Genomic DNA, 16700 nt, shown 5'->3' with positions numbered 1-16700 from the left:
AGAAAGCCCTTGGGGTAACACGTCGAGTAGCATCTGATGATCATAACGACAACAGTGAGTTAACTGCGTCACATTTGCAGAATGCATTAGGTAAATTGATCTAATTAAGAGAAATAAGGTTGAGAAAGGGAAGAACGCGATAACCATCATAAATCATCGCCAAAGATGTCGCAGATAAAATCAGTCGGGGTATACATTCGTACGTAAACCAAAATCCACACGCGCAGTAGCCGCCATAGATCACAAAGAAAAAAGGTGCGCCACGGCGCACCAATCATCCAGCCACATTCGGCAGCGCTGGGTATCTAGCCCTTGCCTTTGACGCTGCCAATAAAGGTTTGACGCGCGGAGGTTGAGCCTAGTTTTTCCGCTTCATTCAGCAGTTTCAGCGCTTTATCCACATCGCCCGCTTTTACCGCATCTTTGATCGCCTGATTGAAATAGCTTTCGGTATCGTTAAGCATTGGCTCGGTCGGTTTACTCACCGTAGCCGGTGCGGCTGCCACTACGGGCTGAGTATTTCCGACCACGACAGGAGCGGGCGCGGCTGGCTGAGTGAAACCAATCATAATGTTGCCCATGCTTTGTTCCGCAGTGGCTTTGATTTTCAGCACACCAGTCGGAGCATGGCTGGCGATAGGATCGGGAATATTTGGTACTGCGTTACCTACGCCTTGGGCATAGGCTTTGGCCGGATCGAGCAGTTGAGTCGTTTTTGCCAGATCCTGTTTGGTGGTGTACACCAGCAGGTAGATTTGTTTTTGGCCTAATGCTGGAGTCAGTTTCAGTACGCCTTCAAGACGATCGAAACTCATGATGCCGGCTTTTTCGTAGGTAAAATAGCTGGCTGGATAGTAGGCCGCCGGGCGCATTTGTTCGTCCAGCACCACGACGCTTGGAGAGTAGAGTTTATTATCCACCACCTGACTACTCAGCGTGACTTCCATCGAACCGCGATCGGCTGGCAACGCGAAAGCGGCTACCGCACCTTCAATTTCACCCTGAGAAATATGCGGGCTGGCGTTGGTCAGTTTGATTTCCTGCGACGCCGGTGGAACTAACGGTTGCCACGGCAAGCTTTGTAAAGTCGATGGACTAATGCTCGGTGCAACCGAAACATTGGCCGGAGAAATAGTAGAAGCGGCCTGCACTGCCAGCGGCGCAGTCAAACCCAAGGCCAGAGACAAACAGAGTGACAGCAGATTCTTTTTCATTGTTATACCCTCATAGATTGAGCGTCAGCGCTAACTCCGCACGGGCAAGGTCGGCAAAGTTAACCAATCCATAACCCTTTATGTTTCAATCGGCTTTAAGGTGGCGATTTGAAATTTATCGGGTTATCACTTGATCTTGCTTTAAAAAATCAAACAGCCGCCCCGAAGGACGGCTGCGTCACTGCTGTTACCACCAGGCTTCGAATTGTGCGCCGAAGGTTACTTCGTTGTTTTTACCACGGCTATCGGTGCCGATAGTGCCGTTCTGCGCCAGCCCGAGGTCAGGACTGCCCTTAACGTTATCGTAGCCCCATTTCTCATCCCAGTTTGCATAGGTTGCAAACACGCGGATGGCCGGACGAGACCAGATGCTATCCCCCGCCTGCCATTGTTGAGCCAGAGTCAGTTTGTACTGGCCGTTACGGTCGCCGGTACGCTGAGATTTCACGTTGTCGTAGCCTGCTTCCAGTAAGGTGCTCATGATCGGCGTCCATTTATACATTGGGCGCACGCCCACACTGTACCAAGTGGTGCCGTTTTTGTTATCCCAATCGGTATCCTGGTATAAAGCGACGTACATCATGTCCCATTTTTCAGCCAGATTAATGGCACCGTGGTCAATAATACGCAGCATACTGCCGTTGTTATTCACCAGAGAGCCCTGTGAATGGCCGCTGTTCCATGAGGTCATCGAATCGGTGGCGTACTGAACCACAAATTTGTTAAAGCCGCCGAACATGCTTTGAGTATGTTCCGCCGTCAGCAAGACGCCGTCTTTGGTCGCATCTTGTGCCAATGCATAACCGTCCTGAGTATTAGCGCGACCGTAGTCCACACCGAACTCAAGCGTACCGCCTGGGTTGGTTTCCAATCCGGCTAAACGCACGTCAAACACGTCATTAATGGTTTTATCTGCATCTTTACGCTGATTATCGATCCAGGCGCTGGAGCCACCGGCTTCAGAGTTACGGGTTGCGGCCAAAGACAGCTTGCCGAAGCCCAGATCGATGTTTTCCAAACCTGCACCTGGGCCGGAGATATCCCAGTAGTAGAAGTCGATCATGTGAACGTCATGACGTTGATAGAAGCGTTTACCTGCCCACATGGTGGAACCCGGCAACCATTCGATCAGATTCTTACCCTGCACGTTGGCTTCACGGAAAGCGGGATCCGTTGATTCCCAATCGTCACGCTGTGATACGGAATAGGCTACGTTGGTATCGAAGTAGAAGCTTTTATCCCCTTCTTTCCACAGTTCCTGGCCTAATTTGATTTCCGCATAGGTTTCACATTCGTTGCCCAAACGGTATTTAGTTTGAGCGCCGGTGGTTTTGAAACATTGTTGCTCACCGCCGCTCCCTGTCCAACCGATACCAGAACGTGCATAACCGTGGAAATCTACGGCCATCGCTTGTGTTGACAGAACACCAGCGGCAACAGCCAGTGCTATCGGTAACTTGCGCAGAGTAGTCATCAGAAATCTCCTGTTTAATTTGCCTAACGGCGTGCGTGCTTTACATTCACTGTCAGTAGACGCCCGGCTCTTGATGCAGCCGTTGACACGCAGAGCCATCTTCACGGAACAGATGACAGCGATATGGCGGCAGCCCGATGGCGAATGTTGCACCTTCTTCTACCAGCACCACGTCGTTCTGGCGGTAAACCAGGTTCTGACGTATTGCGGGGATTTGGATATGAATCTGTGTTTCATTGCCCAGTTGCTCTACTACCTGAATCGGGCCTTCCAGCGTGACTTCCGATTCGCTGCTTGGCAGCAGATGCTCCGGTCGAATACCCAGCGACATATTGGCGCCGACCTGTACGCGATCGCCTTCCACCGGTAGCCAGACCAACTGGCGGTTCGGTAGCTCGATTTGTACCTGACGAGGCTCAACGGCGGTCACTTTCACTGGGAGGAAATTCATTTTTGGCGAACCGATAAAACCGGCGACAAAACGGTTGGCCGGGTAGTGATATAGCTCCAGCGGTTTACCCACCTGCGCTACGTTACCGGCATCCAACACCACGATTTTGTCTGCCAGCGTCATGGCTTCGACCTGATCGTGCGTAACGTAAATCATGGTGCGTTGCAGGCGCTTGTGAAGTCGGGAAATCTCAATGCGCATCTGCACCCGCAGCGCGGCGTCCAGGTTGGATAAGGGTTCGTCCAGCAGGAACACATCCGGTTCAGCCACCAGCGTACGACCAATAGCGACTCGCTGACGTTGCCCGCCGGACAAGGCTTTTGGCCGACGTTCCAATAGGTGCGCCAGTTGCAGCACTTCAGCGACCTGATTAACTCGCTGGTTAATTTCAGTTTTTTTGGCACCGGCCAGCTTCAGGCCGAAAGACATGTTTTCCGCCACCGACAGATGGGGATAGAGCGCATAAGACTGGAATACCATGCCGATGCCGCGTTCTGCGGGCGGCACTTCGTTCATCCGTTTACCGCCGATCAACAACTCGCCAGCGGTAATATCCTCAAGACCGGCTATCATGCGCAGCAGCGTTGATTTCCCGCAGCCTGACGGACCGACAAACACCACAAATTCACCATCTTCGATCTCCAGATTGACGTCTTTGGAGATCACGACCTCACCAAAGGCCTTATAAACGCCGCTTAGCGTTACGTTAGCCATGCGTTACTCCTTTGCTTGCGCAAACAACTTTTTCATGTGAATCCGATTGAAGAAAAATGGCGGAAGCAAAACCCGGCATAACCCAGCGATGACTCCCAGCACTCTGATGACTTTCTCTCTGCGCGCCGTGCCGCCATGCCACTGGCAAGGTTGCCTCGGACGGCGTCGCCGTCTGAGTATAAGGCTGCAAATTGATCAGCGCTTCAACACATTGATCTTGCTGGGTAATAAATAATCTGATTACGCCGTTCTGCTGGCTGATTTCAGCCAGTTGCCCTTGTTGAATCACCGGCTGACGGCGTAGAGCCAACAACGTTTGGCAAAAGCGCAGGGTGGAATCAGGATCCTGCTGCTGGCGGCTGATGGCCATAGCGCGATGTTCAATAGCCACACGCTGATACCAATGAATCTCTCCGGACGTAGCCTGCTCTGGCGCTTCGTGCCACGGCATCGGCGTCTGCGCACCTTGTGGTTCCTGTAGCGAAGCGGCGTGAGGCAAGCCCAGCTCTTCCCCTTGGTACAGCGCTATAGGCGCGGGCAATAGCGCCAGCAAGGTCAGAAAAGCGTCTGCGGAGCGAAGATCGCCCTGCCCCCAGTTGCTCACTACCCGTGGCCGCTCGGCGTCGCCGGTGCTCCACACGGACTGAGAAAGCGTGGCCCGACGCTCGGCTAATACCGACACCAGTTTTTCCGAACTAAACGGCACCACCTGCTGAGCCAAGGCACCTTGCAATAGCGGTTGCTGTAACGCCTCGGAGCCTGCGTTGCTCTGTGGGTTAATCCACACCGCCAGGCCTTGTTCGGCTAACCGCCGAGCCGTCTGCTCGCAGGGTTGCATATCCTGTGGCACAACCAGCCCATCAATCGATAAGGCGTTCAGATAAGTCAGTGCTCTCAACAGGCCGCGATAATCCCCCATGCCGTCGCCGTTTCCGTCACGGAAACTGATCGGGTGAACCCTATACAACGTAGGATGAGGAACGGCACGCGCTGGCAACATAGTCCTGGCCCTGCAAACTGTGGTTAAAATTGATGCTGCTGATACTGCGGGAATGCCGCAATTTGGTAATCATCCGTAACAAAGTTTTTCATGGGGGAGGAGATGGGAGGATGAGAGAGGTAAGGGGGTAAGCGAAAGTTCCCACCGAAAGACAAATTCGTGATCCTGCTTACAAATTTCGACCGGTATTTTTGTGGCTAACCCCACAGAATAGGCAGCAGTGTTAACTGGGTCACAATAACCTTGTCGGGGGCGTAGACGGGGGGAGGATGAGACTGTGTCCGGTTGTGACCCAATATGACAGCGTACTAAATTGCAGCGCACCCACATTATGACGCTGTCGCTGCCACCTCGCACTGTGACTCACAGCTACCCGATAAGCGGCTATTGATTCACACGAAAGTCGGTGCCCACAAAATTGGATAAAAGGATTGGATTATGACTCACAGTTTCATGAAGTCCGGCGTTGGTAAGACCGCTCGAGTCCTGGCGCTTTCCGCGCTGACCACGCTGGTACTTTCCTCTTCCGCTTTTGCCAAGATTGAAGAAGGTAAGCTGGTTATCTGGATCAATGGCGATAAAGGCTATAACGGTCTGGCAGAAGTGGGTAAAAAATTCGAGAAAGATACCGGTATTAAAGTCACCATCGAACATCCCGATAAACTGGAAGAGAAATTCCCGCAGGTTGCGGCCACCGGCGACGGCCCTGACATTATCTTCTGGGCTCACGACCGTTTCGGCGGCTACGCGCAATCCGGCCTGCTGGCCGAAGTCCATCCATCCAAAGCCTTCCAGGACAAACTGTTCCCATTCACCTGGGACGCGGTGCGTTTCAACGGTAAGCTGATCGCCTACCCAATCGCGGTGGAAGCGCTATCGCTGATTTATAACAAAGACATTATTAAAGACGCGCCAAAAACCTGGGAAGAAATCCCAGCGCTGGATAAAGAACTGCGGGCCAAAGGCAAAAGCGCCATCATGTGGAACCTGCAAGAACCCTACTTCACTTGGCCGGTTATTGCCGCTGACGGCGGTTATGCCTTCAAGTTTGAAAACGGCATCTATAACGTGAAAGACGTCGGTGTTAACAATGCCGGAGCCAAAGCTGGCCTGCAATTCATCGTCGATTTGGTGAAAAACAAGCATATCAATGCCGATACTGACTATTCCATCGCTGAAGCCGCCTTTAACAAAGGCCAAACCGCGATGACCATCAACGGCCCGTGGGCGTGGTCAAATATCGACAAGAGTAAAATCAACTACGGCGTCACGCTATTGCCGACTTTCCACGGCCAGCCGTCTAAACCTTTCGTCGGAGTATTAAGTGCCGGTATCAACGCCGCCAGCCCGAATAAAGAGTTAGCCACTGAATTCCTGGAAAACTACCTGTTGACCGACCAAGGCCTGGCTGAAGTAAATAAAGACAAGCCGCTGGGCGCCGTGGCGCTGAAATCCTTCCAAGAGCAGTTGGCGAAAGATCCGAAGATTGCCGCCACCATGGATAACGCCACCAAAGGCGAAATCATGCCGAATATCCCGCAGATGAGCGCATTCTGGTACGCCACGCGCAGCGCGGTATTGAACGCAATCAATGGTCGACAAACTGTAGAAGCCGCATTGAACGATGCCGCGGCTCGTATTACCAAGTAACGGCTCTGCTCGTTAAAGGGGCACGGATTCCGTGCCCTGATAAATTCTTCACGTCAGATCGCAGTGCTGTAGTCGCTACAGAATGGCCAAATAGTCACAAAAGGGACCCGTTATGCAGTTATCCCAAACCGAAAGTTATGGACGCAAAAAGAAAGTCGCCTGGTGGCAGAGTGATGCGCTGAAGTGGCTGGCTATTGGCCTTATCAGCCTGTTTACCTGCTATCTGATCATATTAATGTATGCGCAAGGTGAATATCTTTTTGCCATAGTGACGCTGATTCTGGTTAGCCTTGGGCTGTACGTGTTTGCCAACCGTCGCGCCTATGCCTGGCGCTATGTTTACCCCGGCGTGGCCGGTATGGGGCTATTCGTCCTGTTCCCGCTGATTTGTACCATCGCCATCGCCTTTACCAACTACAGCAGCACCAACCAGTTAACCTTTGAGCGGGCGCAATCCGTATTGATGGATCGTCAGTTCCAGACCGGAAAAACCTACGGCTTCGGCCTCTATCCTGCGGGCAATCAATGGCGTTTACAGCTCACCACGCCGGATAGCGATCAACTTTTGATATCTGAGCCTTTCAGCCTCGATGGGCTGAGCGAGCAGCGAGTTAACGTCGCTCCGGCCAACACTGAAGCACAGGGTGAACGCGCCTCTTTGCGAGTGATTACTCAAAACCGTCAGGCGCTAAACCAATTGGTCGCGGTATTGCCTGATGGCGGCGAACTGCGCATGAGTTCACTGCGCCAATTTGCCGGAACCAGCCCGCTGTATGCGCTTGGTGCAGACGGCAGGGAGCTGATTAATAAGCAAACAGGCGTTATTTATCGGCCCAATATTGCAGAAGGCTTTTATCAGGCCGTCAACGCCGATGGACAGTGGGAAAATGAAAAACTCAGCCCCGGCTTTACCGTCACTATTGGCTGGAAAAACTTCCTGCGCGTGCTGCACGATGAAGGCATCCAAAAACCGTTTATCTCAATCTTTGTCTGGACCATTATTTTCTCGGTTCTGAGCGTGACCTTTACTGTCGCCGTGGGCATGGTGCTGGCGTGCGCAGTACAATGGGACGCATTGAAAGGCAAAGCTATTTACCGAGTGATGCTGATTCTGCCCTATGCGGTGCCGTCCTTTATCTCCATTTTGATTTTCAAAGGGTTATTCAACCAAAGCTTCGGTGAAATTAACCTGATGCTGAGCCACCTGTTTGGTATCAAACCGGCGTGGTTTAACGATCCTCTGACCGCCAAGAGCATGATTTTAATCGTCAATACCTGGCTGGGTTATCCCTACATGATGATTCTGTGCATGGGATTATTGAAAGCCATCCCTGACGATTTATACGAGGCTTCCGCAATGGACGGTGCCGGGCCGTGGCAGAACTTCACCAAAATCACCTTCCCGCTGCTGATCAAACCGCTCACGCCGCTGATGATCGCCAGTTTTGCCTTTAACTTTAACAATTTCGTATTGATTCAGTTATTGACTAACGGCGGCCCGGATATGATCGGCACCACAACGCCGGCAGGGTACACCGACTTGCTGGTCAACTACACCTACCGAATCGCTTTTGAAGGCGGCGGCGGGCAGGACTTCGGCCTCGCGGCGGCAATTGCCACCCTGATTTTCATATTGGTAGGCGCGTTAGCGATACTGAATCTGAAAGCCAGCAAAATGAATTTTGATTAAGGAGGAGAGGCAGATGGCCATGGTTCAACCTAAATCCCAGCGTTTGCGTCTATTGGGTACCCATTTTCTGATGCTCTGCTTTATCGCGCTGATTATGTTCCCGTTATTGATGGTTATTGCCATTTCACTGCGACCCGGCAACTTTGCTACCGGTAGCCTGATTCCAGACCAGATTTCCTGGGAGCACTGGAAGCTGGCATTGGGGATGAGCGTGACTCACGCCGATGGCAGCGTGACGCCGCCGCCGTTCCCCGTGATGCTGTGGTTGTGGAACTCGATTAAGATCGCGGTGATTACCGCCGCCGGTATTGTCACCCTTTCCACCACCTGCGCCTATGCCTTTGCGCGTATGCGTTTCAAAGGAAAAAGTAGCCTATTGAAAGGAATGCTGATTTTTCAGATGTTCCCTGCAGTGTTGTCACTGGTAGCGCTGTATGCGTTGTTTGACCGACTCGGCCAATATTTACCGTTTATTGGGCTGAATACCCACGGCGGCGTGATTTTCGCCTACATGGGCGGTATCGCGCTGCACGTTTGGACCATTAAAGGCTATTTTGAAACTATCGATAACTCGCTGGAAGAAGCAGCCGCGCTGGATGGTGCGACGCCCTGGCAAGCATTCCGATTGGTGCTGTTGCCGCTGTCGGTACCGATTCTGGCGGTGGTGTTTATCCTGTCGTTTATTGCCGCCATTACCGAAGTACCGGTGGCCTCTCTATTGCTGCGAGATGTGAACAGTTACACGCTGGCGGTCGGTATGCAGCAATACCTCAATCCACAAAACTACCTGTGGGGTGACTTCGCCGCGGCGGCAGTCCTGTCTGCCATTCCAATTACCGCGGTGTTCCTACTGGCACAGCGCTGGCTGGTGGGCGGATTAACCGCTGGCGGGGTGAAAGGTTAGTCAGAATCGTTTTGCTGGTACAGGTGTCTGTGTCGGGTGACTGCACCAGTTGGTTACAAAGCATGCCACTGCTTACTTTGCTGTAATTTACCCTGGTACTGTGTCTTTATGGCGGCCTATATGGCCGCCATTTTTTATGCCTATTATTGTTTACTCGCGTTTTAGTCGCTCGGTATTGGCCAGATATAACGTCACCACCAGCAGCAGAATCGACGCCGAATACACCAGCGTATCAATAGGGTTCTCGTGATCGACAATAATCAGCCGGATAATGGCAGTTATTCCGATATAGATAAAATAGCGTAGAGGGAAGTGATAACCTGACTCAAAGTACTTCACTATCAATGCGATAAACTCGAAGTACAGGAAGTAGATCACTATTCCTTCGATCAACTTATAGGATGAGGTTTCCTGATTATTGGTAAACAAAACCTGCCCAAGATGAAACGTCTCTTTAATCAGAAAGACCACCAAAATAGCGGCCAACGCGATCAAGCCAACGTTTAATAAACGCTGTAGATTTTTAGCTACCCATTGAGAACGCGAATTTTTCGCCATAGATACACCCAGAGAAAGAGGGGGAAACAGTCTGAGGCTAACACAAGGCCAAGCCTCAGACCGAAAAAAGGCCCCTTACATCAGTAAGAGGCCAATAATAAGCACGGATCAAAGAGCTTTAGCTCTCTAGCTTAACGCCAGTTCTTGAAACGGTTAATCAACGCATTGGTTGAGCTATCGTGGCTGGTCACCGGCGCATCATCCGCCAGCTCAGGCAGAATGCGGTTAGCCAGCTGTTTGCCCAGTTCTACACCCCATTGGTCGAAGGTGAAGATATTCAGGATTGCGCCTTGAGTAAAGATTTTGTGCTCGTACAGAGCAATCAACATCCCCAGGCTGAACGGAGTAATCTCGCGCAGCAAGATGGAGTTGGTTGGACGGTTGCCTTCAAAGACTTTGAACGGTGCAACGTGCGCCACTTGCTCCGGCGTTTTACCTGCGGCGGCAAATTCGGCTTCCACTTCTGCCCGCGATTTACCGAAAGCCAAAGCTTCGGTTTGCGCGAAGAAATTAGACAGCAGCTTAGCGTGATGGTCGCTCAGCGGATTATGACTGATAGCTGGCGCGATGAAATCGCAAGGAACCAATTTAGTGCCCTGATGAATCAACTGGTAGAACGCATGCTGACCGTTGGTGCCCGGCTCGCCCCAGATGATTGGGCCCGTTTGGTAATCAACCGGATTGCCATTACGATCCACATACTTACCGTTAGATTCCATGTTGCCCTGCTGGAAGTAAGCCGGGAAACGATGCATATACTGGTCATACGGCAGAATCGCTTCGGTTTCTGCGCCGAAGAAATTGTTGTACCAGATGCCGATCAGTGCCAATAGAACCGGAAGGTTTTTCTCTGCTGGAGTTTCGGCAAAATGACGGTCCATAGCATGGGCACCGCTCAGCAACTGCTCGAAATTCTCGAATCCAACGGACAGAGCAATAGACAGGCCGATAGCAGACCATAGTGAATAACGGCCGCCTACCCAGTCCCAGAACTCAAACATATTGTCGGTATCAATACCAAACTCGGCTACGGCTTTACCATTAGTAGACAGCGCAGCAAAGTGTTTTGCCACATGCGCTTCGTCCTGTGCAGCAGCCAGGAACCAGTCGCGAGCGCTGTGCGCATTGGTCATGGTTTCCTGAGTGGTGAAGGTTTTAGATGCGACCAGGAACAGCGTGGTTTCCGGGTTCAGCGGTTTCAACGCTTCGGCCATATGGGTGCCGTCAACGTTGGAAACAAAATGCATATTCAGATGATTTTTGTACGGCCGTAGCGCTTCGGTCACCATGTAAGGGCCAAGGTCTGAGCCACCGATACCGATGTTCACTACGTCGGTAATCGCTTTACCGGTGTAACCTTTCCATTCGCCGCCGATCACGCGGTCACAGAACTGTTTCATTTTAGCCAGCACCGCGTTCACTTCTGGCATTACGTCTTTACCATCGACCAGAATCGGGGTGTTGCTGCGGTTACGCAGGGCAACGTGCAGTACGGCGCGATCTTCGGTACGGTTAATTTTTTCACCGGAGAACATGGAGTTAATCGCACCGGCCAGATCGGTTTCTTTTGCCAGTGCCTGGAGTTTTTCCATAGTTTCAGTGGTGATGCGGTTTTTTGAAAAATCTACCAGCATCTGGTCGTCAAAAGTGGCAGAAAATTTCTCAAAACGCTGCTTGTCCTCGGCAAACAGATCGCGGATTTGCACATCTTTCATCTGTTCAAAGTGTTGTTCTAACGCTTTCCAGGCAGCGGTTTGACTAGGATTTACATTTTTCATAGCGACGCTCTTCTAGGCTTAAGGATAATGAAACGAATGCGTTAATTGTATCCTGTTAACCTGTGATTGAGATCTCTTTTCTTGCGATAGGTAATAACTCTCGATCAGAAAAGATCCCCATTCCCTTTTTAAGGGCAAAATTCCTATACTTCAGGATAACAACCTGTTACTGAGGTTGTGTAACTGTCACAGGTATGTGGCAGATTAAAACATACCCACTTTTGCTTAAGATTAAAAAGGTTGTCGCTATGGAATTATCTCCCCCGCTAATGTTGGTGGTGATTGGTCTGAGTTCATTATTGGCGCAGTGGGTCGCCTGGTTATTACGCTTACCGGCGATTCTTCCGCTGTTATTGATGGGTATTGTACTTGGCCCGCTGGTGCACTGGGTGCAGCCCGATTTGCTGTTTGGCGATTTGCTGTTCCCGCTTGTTTCCCTGTCCGTTGCCATCATTTTATTTGAAGGCGCGTTAACTCTGCGAGTGGAAGAGATTCGCGGTTTGGGCGGCGTGGTACGCAATCTGGTTACCGTGGGAATGTTGGTGACATTTTCGGTTATCAGCGTGGCCTGTTGGTGGCTACTGAATTTCCCTCCAGAATTGGCCGCGCTAATCGGAGCCGTCACAGTGGTGACCGGCCCGACGGTTATTGCTCCGTTAATGCGAGTGGTGCGCCCAAAATCTACGATTAATCAGGTGCTACGCTGGGAAGGGATTGTCATCGATCCGGTTGGGGCGATATTCACTCTGCTGGTTTTTGAATTTATTGTCCTGAAACAGAATGCAGAATCTTACACTCACCTGTTCTGGACGCTGGGTATTACCGCCGCGGTGGGTTTGATCGCCGGCGCGCTATTTGGCTATTTATTAGGATTGGCGCTGCGCCGCGTCTGGCTACCTCGCTATTTGCAAAACCTGGCGGTACTGGCAATTATGTTGGCCGCGTTTGGTATTTCTAACGCCATTGCCGATGAGTCCGGCCTGCTTACCGTCACGGTAATGGGCATCTGGCTGGCAAATATGCGCGATGTCGATACCAGCGATATTCTGGCTTTCAAGGAAGAATTATCTGCGATTCTGATTTCCGCTCTGTTTATTATTCTGGCGGCGCGGTTGGATATTCATGCTCTATGGAACATGGGTTGGCCGCTACTGATTTTACTGGCGGTAGTGCAGTTTATTGCCCGTCCGCTGTGTATCGCCGTTTCGACCTGGCGATCCAGTCTCCATTGGCGCGATCGTCTGCTGTTGTGCTGGATCGCTCCGCGAGGTATTGTCGCGGCGGCGGTCAGCTCATTATTTGCCCTAACTTTACAGCGTAATGGCTACGAAGGAGCGGATAAGCTGGTTACGGTGGTTTTTGCGATTATTATCGGCACCGTCGTGCTGCAAAGCCTGACCAGCGGAATAATGGCGCGCTGGCTGCGGGTTCAGCAGCAGAAGCCGCGCGGCGTACTGATTGTCGGGGCCAATAGCGTGGCGCGCATGCTGGCGCAGGCGTTGCTTAAACTGAATATTCCAGTGCTGGTCACGGATAGCAGTTGGGAATATTACCGCCTGGCGCGTATGGAAGGCATTCCGGCCTATTATGGTCACGCTTACTCAGAACATGCTGAAAACTATCTCGATCTGAGCGAAACCGCGCAGGTTTTGGCGCTATCTCCCAATCGCCACCAGAATGCGCTAGCGGTGTACCATTTTGGCCATATCTTTGGCGATAGCCATGTGTTCGCCATTCGTTCCGGCACGCTACAAAAAGGGCGAACCAATGCGGAAAGTAGCCGATTCCGCCGCCACGAAGTGCTGTTCGCGCCAGAAGCCACTTATGGCCGCTTAAGCAGCCAGATTGCCAAAGGTGCCACCATCAAAGCGACCAAACTCAGTGAAAACTTTGGCTGGCTGGAATATCTGGAGAAACATCAGGGCATTATTCCACTATTTTATCAGCGGGAAGACGGCACTTTGCAGCCAATTAGTGCCGGCGTGGCTCCCGCTGTGCCCTGCACTTTGATAGCCTTGGTACAGGACGATAATTCATCGGCAAGCCGCTGATTACCCAAGAAATCACTTCAACCAGAGGGAAGGCCAGGCGTCTTCCCTTTTTATTATAAAATTGACGAATAAGCGCTCGGTCAGAAAAAATTTTTATTGTTAACAATTGGTGACATCGTTGGAAAAACCGCTATTTTGCAGATAATCCCAATACATTGCCCTCGCCACGCCACAGATTCCCCCACTAGGCTGAAAACCGGCAGTATGAAGGTGAAAAAACCTCATTGTGCCGCCGTTGACAGCGGCCCGAGAACCCGTTATTCCTAAACACCTACTTACGCAGCATTGCGTAAGCCAGAAGAGGTGCGTCGCCCAGGTAGAGTGTCGGAGGAGCCGTAATCCGCTGAAGACATTTGAGGGGGAGCGACGCCGAGACGTGATGACTTCGGCTATCACCACGTCGACTACAGGGGCTGAATCCCCTGGGTTGTCACCGGAAACCGTTCATTTAGAATGGTTAGCAAGGTGGAGCGCTTCTGGGTGTACCCTAGCGTAACTCTTATGCTTGTGCCCCCTGTCTCCCGCTCTTCCCTTGTGCCAAGGCTTATGTATTTAGATGACCACCCTGCGCGGTGCATCCCTGACACGAGGTTTTTTAGATGATTCATGCAGCATCCCAACAGGCTACCGTCGTCGCCAAATTTGGTGGAACCAGCGTCGCCGATTTTACCGCCATGAGCCGCAGCGCTGACGTGGTTCTGTCTCATACCGATGTTCGCCTGGTCGTTCTCTCGGCCTCCGCCGGTGTTACTAATCTGTTGGTCGCCCTTGCCGAAGGTTGCGAGCCAGAACAGCGCGCCTTTCATCTGGATGAAATTCGCCATATTCAATATGCCATTCTCGATAACCTGAAAGAATCCAGCGTAGTACGTGATGAAATTGACCGTATGCTGGACAATATCGCCATGTTGTCCGAGGCCGCCAGCCTGGCGACATCCACGGCGCTGACGGACGAATTGGTTAGCCACGGCGAACTGATGTCTACGCTGCTGTTCGTTGAAATCATTCGCCAACGCGACGTTGCCGTGGAATGGTTCGACGTGCGTAAAGTGATGCGCACCAATGATCGCTTTGGTCGAGCAGAACCCGATACTCAGGCATTGGCCGAACTGGCTCGAGCCCAGCTGGCGCCGCGTCTGGCCGAAGCTATTATTGTCACCCAAGGCTTTATCGGCAGCGAAGCTAAAGGCCGCACCACCACTCTTGGCCGGGGCGGCAGTGACTATACCGCCGCATTGCTAGGTGAAGCTTTGAGCCTCAGCCGCGTTGATATCTGGACTGACGTTCCAGGCATTTACACTACGGATCCGCGCGTGGTGCCTCAAGCTCAGCGCATCGATAAAATCGCTTTTGAAGAAGCCGCTGAAATGGCAACTTTTGGCGCTAAAGTCTTGCATCCCGCCACCTTATTGCCCGCCGTTCGCAGCGATATTCCCGTGTTTGTTGGTTCGAGCAAAGATCCGGCCGCCGGTGGCACCTTAGTCTGCAATAAAACCGAAAATCCGCCGCTGTTCCGCGCGCTGGCATTACGTCGTAAACAAACGCTGGTGACCCTACACAGCCTGAATATGCTTCACGCTCGCGGTTTTCTGGCGGAGGTTTTCAATATTCTGGCGCGCCATAATATTTCCGTTGATTTGATCACGACCTCGGAGGTCAGCGTGGCGCTAACGCTGGATACCACTGGCTCCACGTCAACCGGCGAAAGTCTGCTGACCACGTCTTTACTGACCGAGCTATCCTCCCTCTGTCGGGTGGAAGTCGAGGAAAATCTGGCTCTGGTGGCGATTATCGGCAATCAGCTTTCTCAGGCTTACGGCGTTGGGAAAGAAGTATTTGGCGTATTAGATCCATTCAATATTCGTATGATTTGCTACGGTGCCAGCAGCAACAATCTGTGCTTCCTGGTTCCTGGCGACGATGCCGAACAAGTAGTCAAAACCCTGCACCATAATCTGTTCGAATAGATAATAACAATCAGCCGGGTGGATACCGCCCGGCACCTTCTCTGCACAACATCACCAGATAACAGGACATCGCATGCTTGCCAAAGTCACTCGCTTGTTCCCGCTCTGGCCGGTTTTACTGTCTATCGCTGCCTATTACACTCCCAGCACCTTTACGCCGATCGGCCCCTATATCGGGCCATGACTTATGCTAATCATGTTTGCCATGGGCGTAACGCTGCGGTTAGAAGACTTCAAACAAGTGCTTTCGCGGCCTGCCCCGGTGGCTGCGGCAACTTTTTTGCATTATCTGATTATGCCGCTGGCAGCCTAGATACTGGCAATGCTATTCCGCATGCCGCCGGATCTTTCCGCTGGAATGGTTTTGGTAGGTTAGCGGAACAGCATCTAACGTTATGATTTATCTGGCCAAAGGTGATGTGGCTTTATCTGTCACTATCTCTGCGGTTTCAACGTTGGTTGGCGTATTCGCTACGCCGCTGCTCACCCGTTTATACGTCGATGCCACAATCAGCGTAGACGTAATGGGTATGCTGAAAAGCATCCTGCAAATCGTAGTCATTCCGATAACTGCCGGATTGGTTATCCATCACTGTTTTACCAAGACAGTTAAACGTATCGAACCCTACCTGCCCGCTCTCTCGATGGTATGCATTCTGACCATCATCAGCGCTGTAGTTGCGGGTAGTCAGGGACATATTGCATCTGTTGGATTCGTGGTGATTATGGCCGTTATTCTGCATAACGGTATCGGCTTGCTCAGTGGCTATTGGGGCGGAAAACTATTCGGCTTTGACGAATCAACCTGCCGCACATTAGCTATTGAAGTTGGTATGCAAAACTCTGGGCTAGCGGCCACATTAGGCAAAATCTACTTCTCTCCATTAGCTGCGTTTCCGGGGGCTCTTTTCTCCGTCTGGCACACTCTTTCCGGTTATCTCCTCGCCGGTTATTGGTCAGGACGAGCAATCAAAAAAGCAGCATCAAATGATAAATTAACTAAATAAAGTTGTCGTACCCGATAAATTTCAGGTGCGTTCTCGATCTAAATACAAAGACTTACGCGCGTTTACCTTAAATGTCCTCTACGAAATTTCACATTCCCATCTGCACGGGTTGTCAGCTATTACCATTTCCCCTATTATCCACCCCATAGAAATGAGTTAGGATTCTTCTGACTACAAAGAATAAGATTAATAGTAAAAACAAAATTAATCTTTATAAGAAAAAATAATACTTACTTTTCAAT

Annotated in this window: 11 protein-coding genes, 1 pseudogene and 1 riboswitch; of the genes and pseudogenes, 6 read left to right on the top strand and 6 right to left on the bottom strand. The window is 51.4% G+C overall.

Features of this window, described 5'->3' with window-relative positions; translation table 11 throughout:
* Positions 1–305: 305 nt before the first annotated feature.
* The 4 genes from malM to DBA33_RS20610 form a co-directional block, all read right to left on the bottom strand.
* Positions 306–1214: a maltose operon protein MalM gene (malM, locus tag DBA33_RS03860; RefSeq protein ID WP_064515516.1), complete on the bottom strand. Its 909-nt coding sequence runs from the start codon at positions 1212–1214 to the stop codon at positions 306–308.
* Positions 1215–1401: 187 nt separating this feature from the next.
* The gene (locus tag DBA33_RS03855) at positions 1402–2688 is read right to left on the bottom strand and encodes a maltoporin (RefSeq protein WP_064515519.1); all 1287 of its coding nucleotides are present in this window, start codon (positions 2686–2688) and stop codon (positions 1402–1404) included.
* Positions 2689–2740: 52 nt separating this feature from the next.
* Positions 2741–3853, bottom strand: coding sequence for a maltose/maltodextrin ABC transporter ATP-binding protein MalK (gene malK / locus DBA33_RS03850; RefSeq protein WP_120805618.1), 1113 nt, complete (start codon positions 3851–3853; stop codon positions 2741–2743).
* The gene (locus DBA33_RS20610; protein ID WP_049598117.1) at positions 3846–4094 is read right to left on the bottom strand and encodes a hypothetical protein; all 249 of its coding nucleotides are present in this window, start codon (positions 4092–4094) and stop codon (positions 3846–3848) included. The genes malK and DBA33_RS20610 overlap by 8 nt, the downstream gene beginning before the upstream one ends.
* Before the next feature lie 1197 nt (positions 4095–5291).
* On the opposite strand from DBA33_RS20610, the gene malE reads away from it, so the two are divergent.
* The 3 genes from malE (at position 5292) to malG (ending at position 9097) form a co-directional block, all read left to right on the top strand.
* Positions 5292–6503 carry a maltose/maltodextrin ABC transporter substrate-binding protein MalE gene (gene malE / locus DBA33_RS03840; RefSeq protein WP_049598064.1) on the top strand — a complete coding sequence of 404 codons (1212 nt, stop codon included), beginning with the start codon at positions 5292–5294 and terminating at the stop codon, positions 6501–6503.
* 112 nt (positions 6504–6615) lie between these two features.
* The gene (gene malF / locus DBA33_RS03835; protein WP_064515525.1) at positions 6616–8193 is read left to right on the top strand and encodes a maltose ABC transporter permease MalF; all 1578 of its coding nucleotides are present in this window, start codon (positions 6616–6618) and stop codon (positions 8191–8193) included.
* Between the two features lie 13 nt (positions 8194–8206).
* On the top strand, positions 8207–9097 hold the full coding sequence (gene malG, locus DBA33_RS03830) for a maltose ABC transporter permease MalG (RefSeq protein WP_049598118.1): 891 nt from the start codon (positions 8207–8209) through the stop codon (positions 9095–9097).
* Positions 9098–9247: 150 nt separating this feature from the next.
* Here malG and psiE read toward each other — a convergent pair whose 3' ends face one another.
* Positions 9248–9655 (bottom strand): phosphate-starvation-inducible protein PsiE, encoded by a 408-nt coding sequence (gene psiE / locus DBA33_RS03825; RefSeq protein WP_064515527.1) that lies wholly within the window; start codon positions 9653–9655, stop codon positions 9248–9250.
* 131 nt (positions 9656–9786) lie between these two features.
* A complete protein-coding gene (gene pgi / locus DBA33_RS03820) occupies positions 9787–11433 on the bottom strand; it encodes a glucose-6-phosphate isomerase (protein WP_064515529.1) in 1647 nt (548 codons plus the stop codon).
* A 248-nt stretch (positions 11434–11681) separates the two neighbouring features.
* Here pgi and DBA33_RS03815 point away from each other — a divergent pair, with 248 nt between their 5' ends.
* The 3 genes and pseudogenes from DBA33_RS03815 (at position 11682) to panS (ending at position 16458) form a co-directional block, all read left to right on the top strand.
* Positions 11682–13484: a sodium:proton antiporter gene (locus DBA33_RS03815; protein WP_120805613.1), complete on the top strand. Its 1803-nt coding sequence runs from the start codon at positions 11682–11684 to the stop codon at positions 13482–13484.
* A 290-nt stretch (positions 13485–13774) separates the two neighbouring features.
* A riboswitch (Lysine riboswitch) is annotated at positions 13775–13968 on the top strand.
* A gap of 115 nt (positions 13969–14083) precedes the next feature.
* The gene (gene lysC, locus DBA33_RS03810; RefSeq protein WP_120805611.1) at positions 14084–15451 is read left to right on the top strand and encodes a lysine-sensitive aspartokinase 3; all 1368 of its coding nucleotides are present in this window, start codon (positions 14084–14086) and stop codon (positions 15449–15451) included.
* Between the two features lie 73 nt (positions 15452–15524).
* Positions 15525–16458, top strand: a pseudogene (panS, locus tag DBA33_RS03805) (ketopantoate/pantoate/pantothenate transporter PanS).
* The last annotated feature ends 242 nt before the right edge of the window (positions 16459–16700 follow it).

It is taken from the genome of Yersinia sp. IP36721, from assembly GCF_003634395.1.
GTDB classification, from domain to species: Bacteria; Pseudomonadota; Gammaproteobacteria; order Enterobacterales; family Enterobacteriaceae; genus Yersinia; species Yersinia entomophaga.
This window is presented reverse-complemented; position numbering and strand designations above follow the sequence as displayed.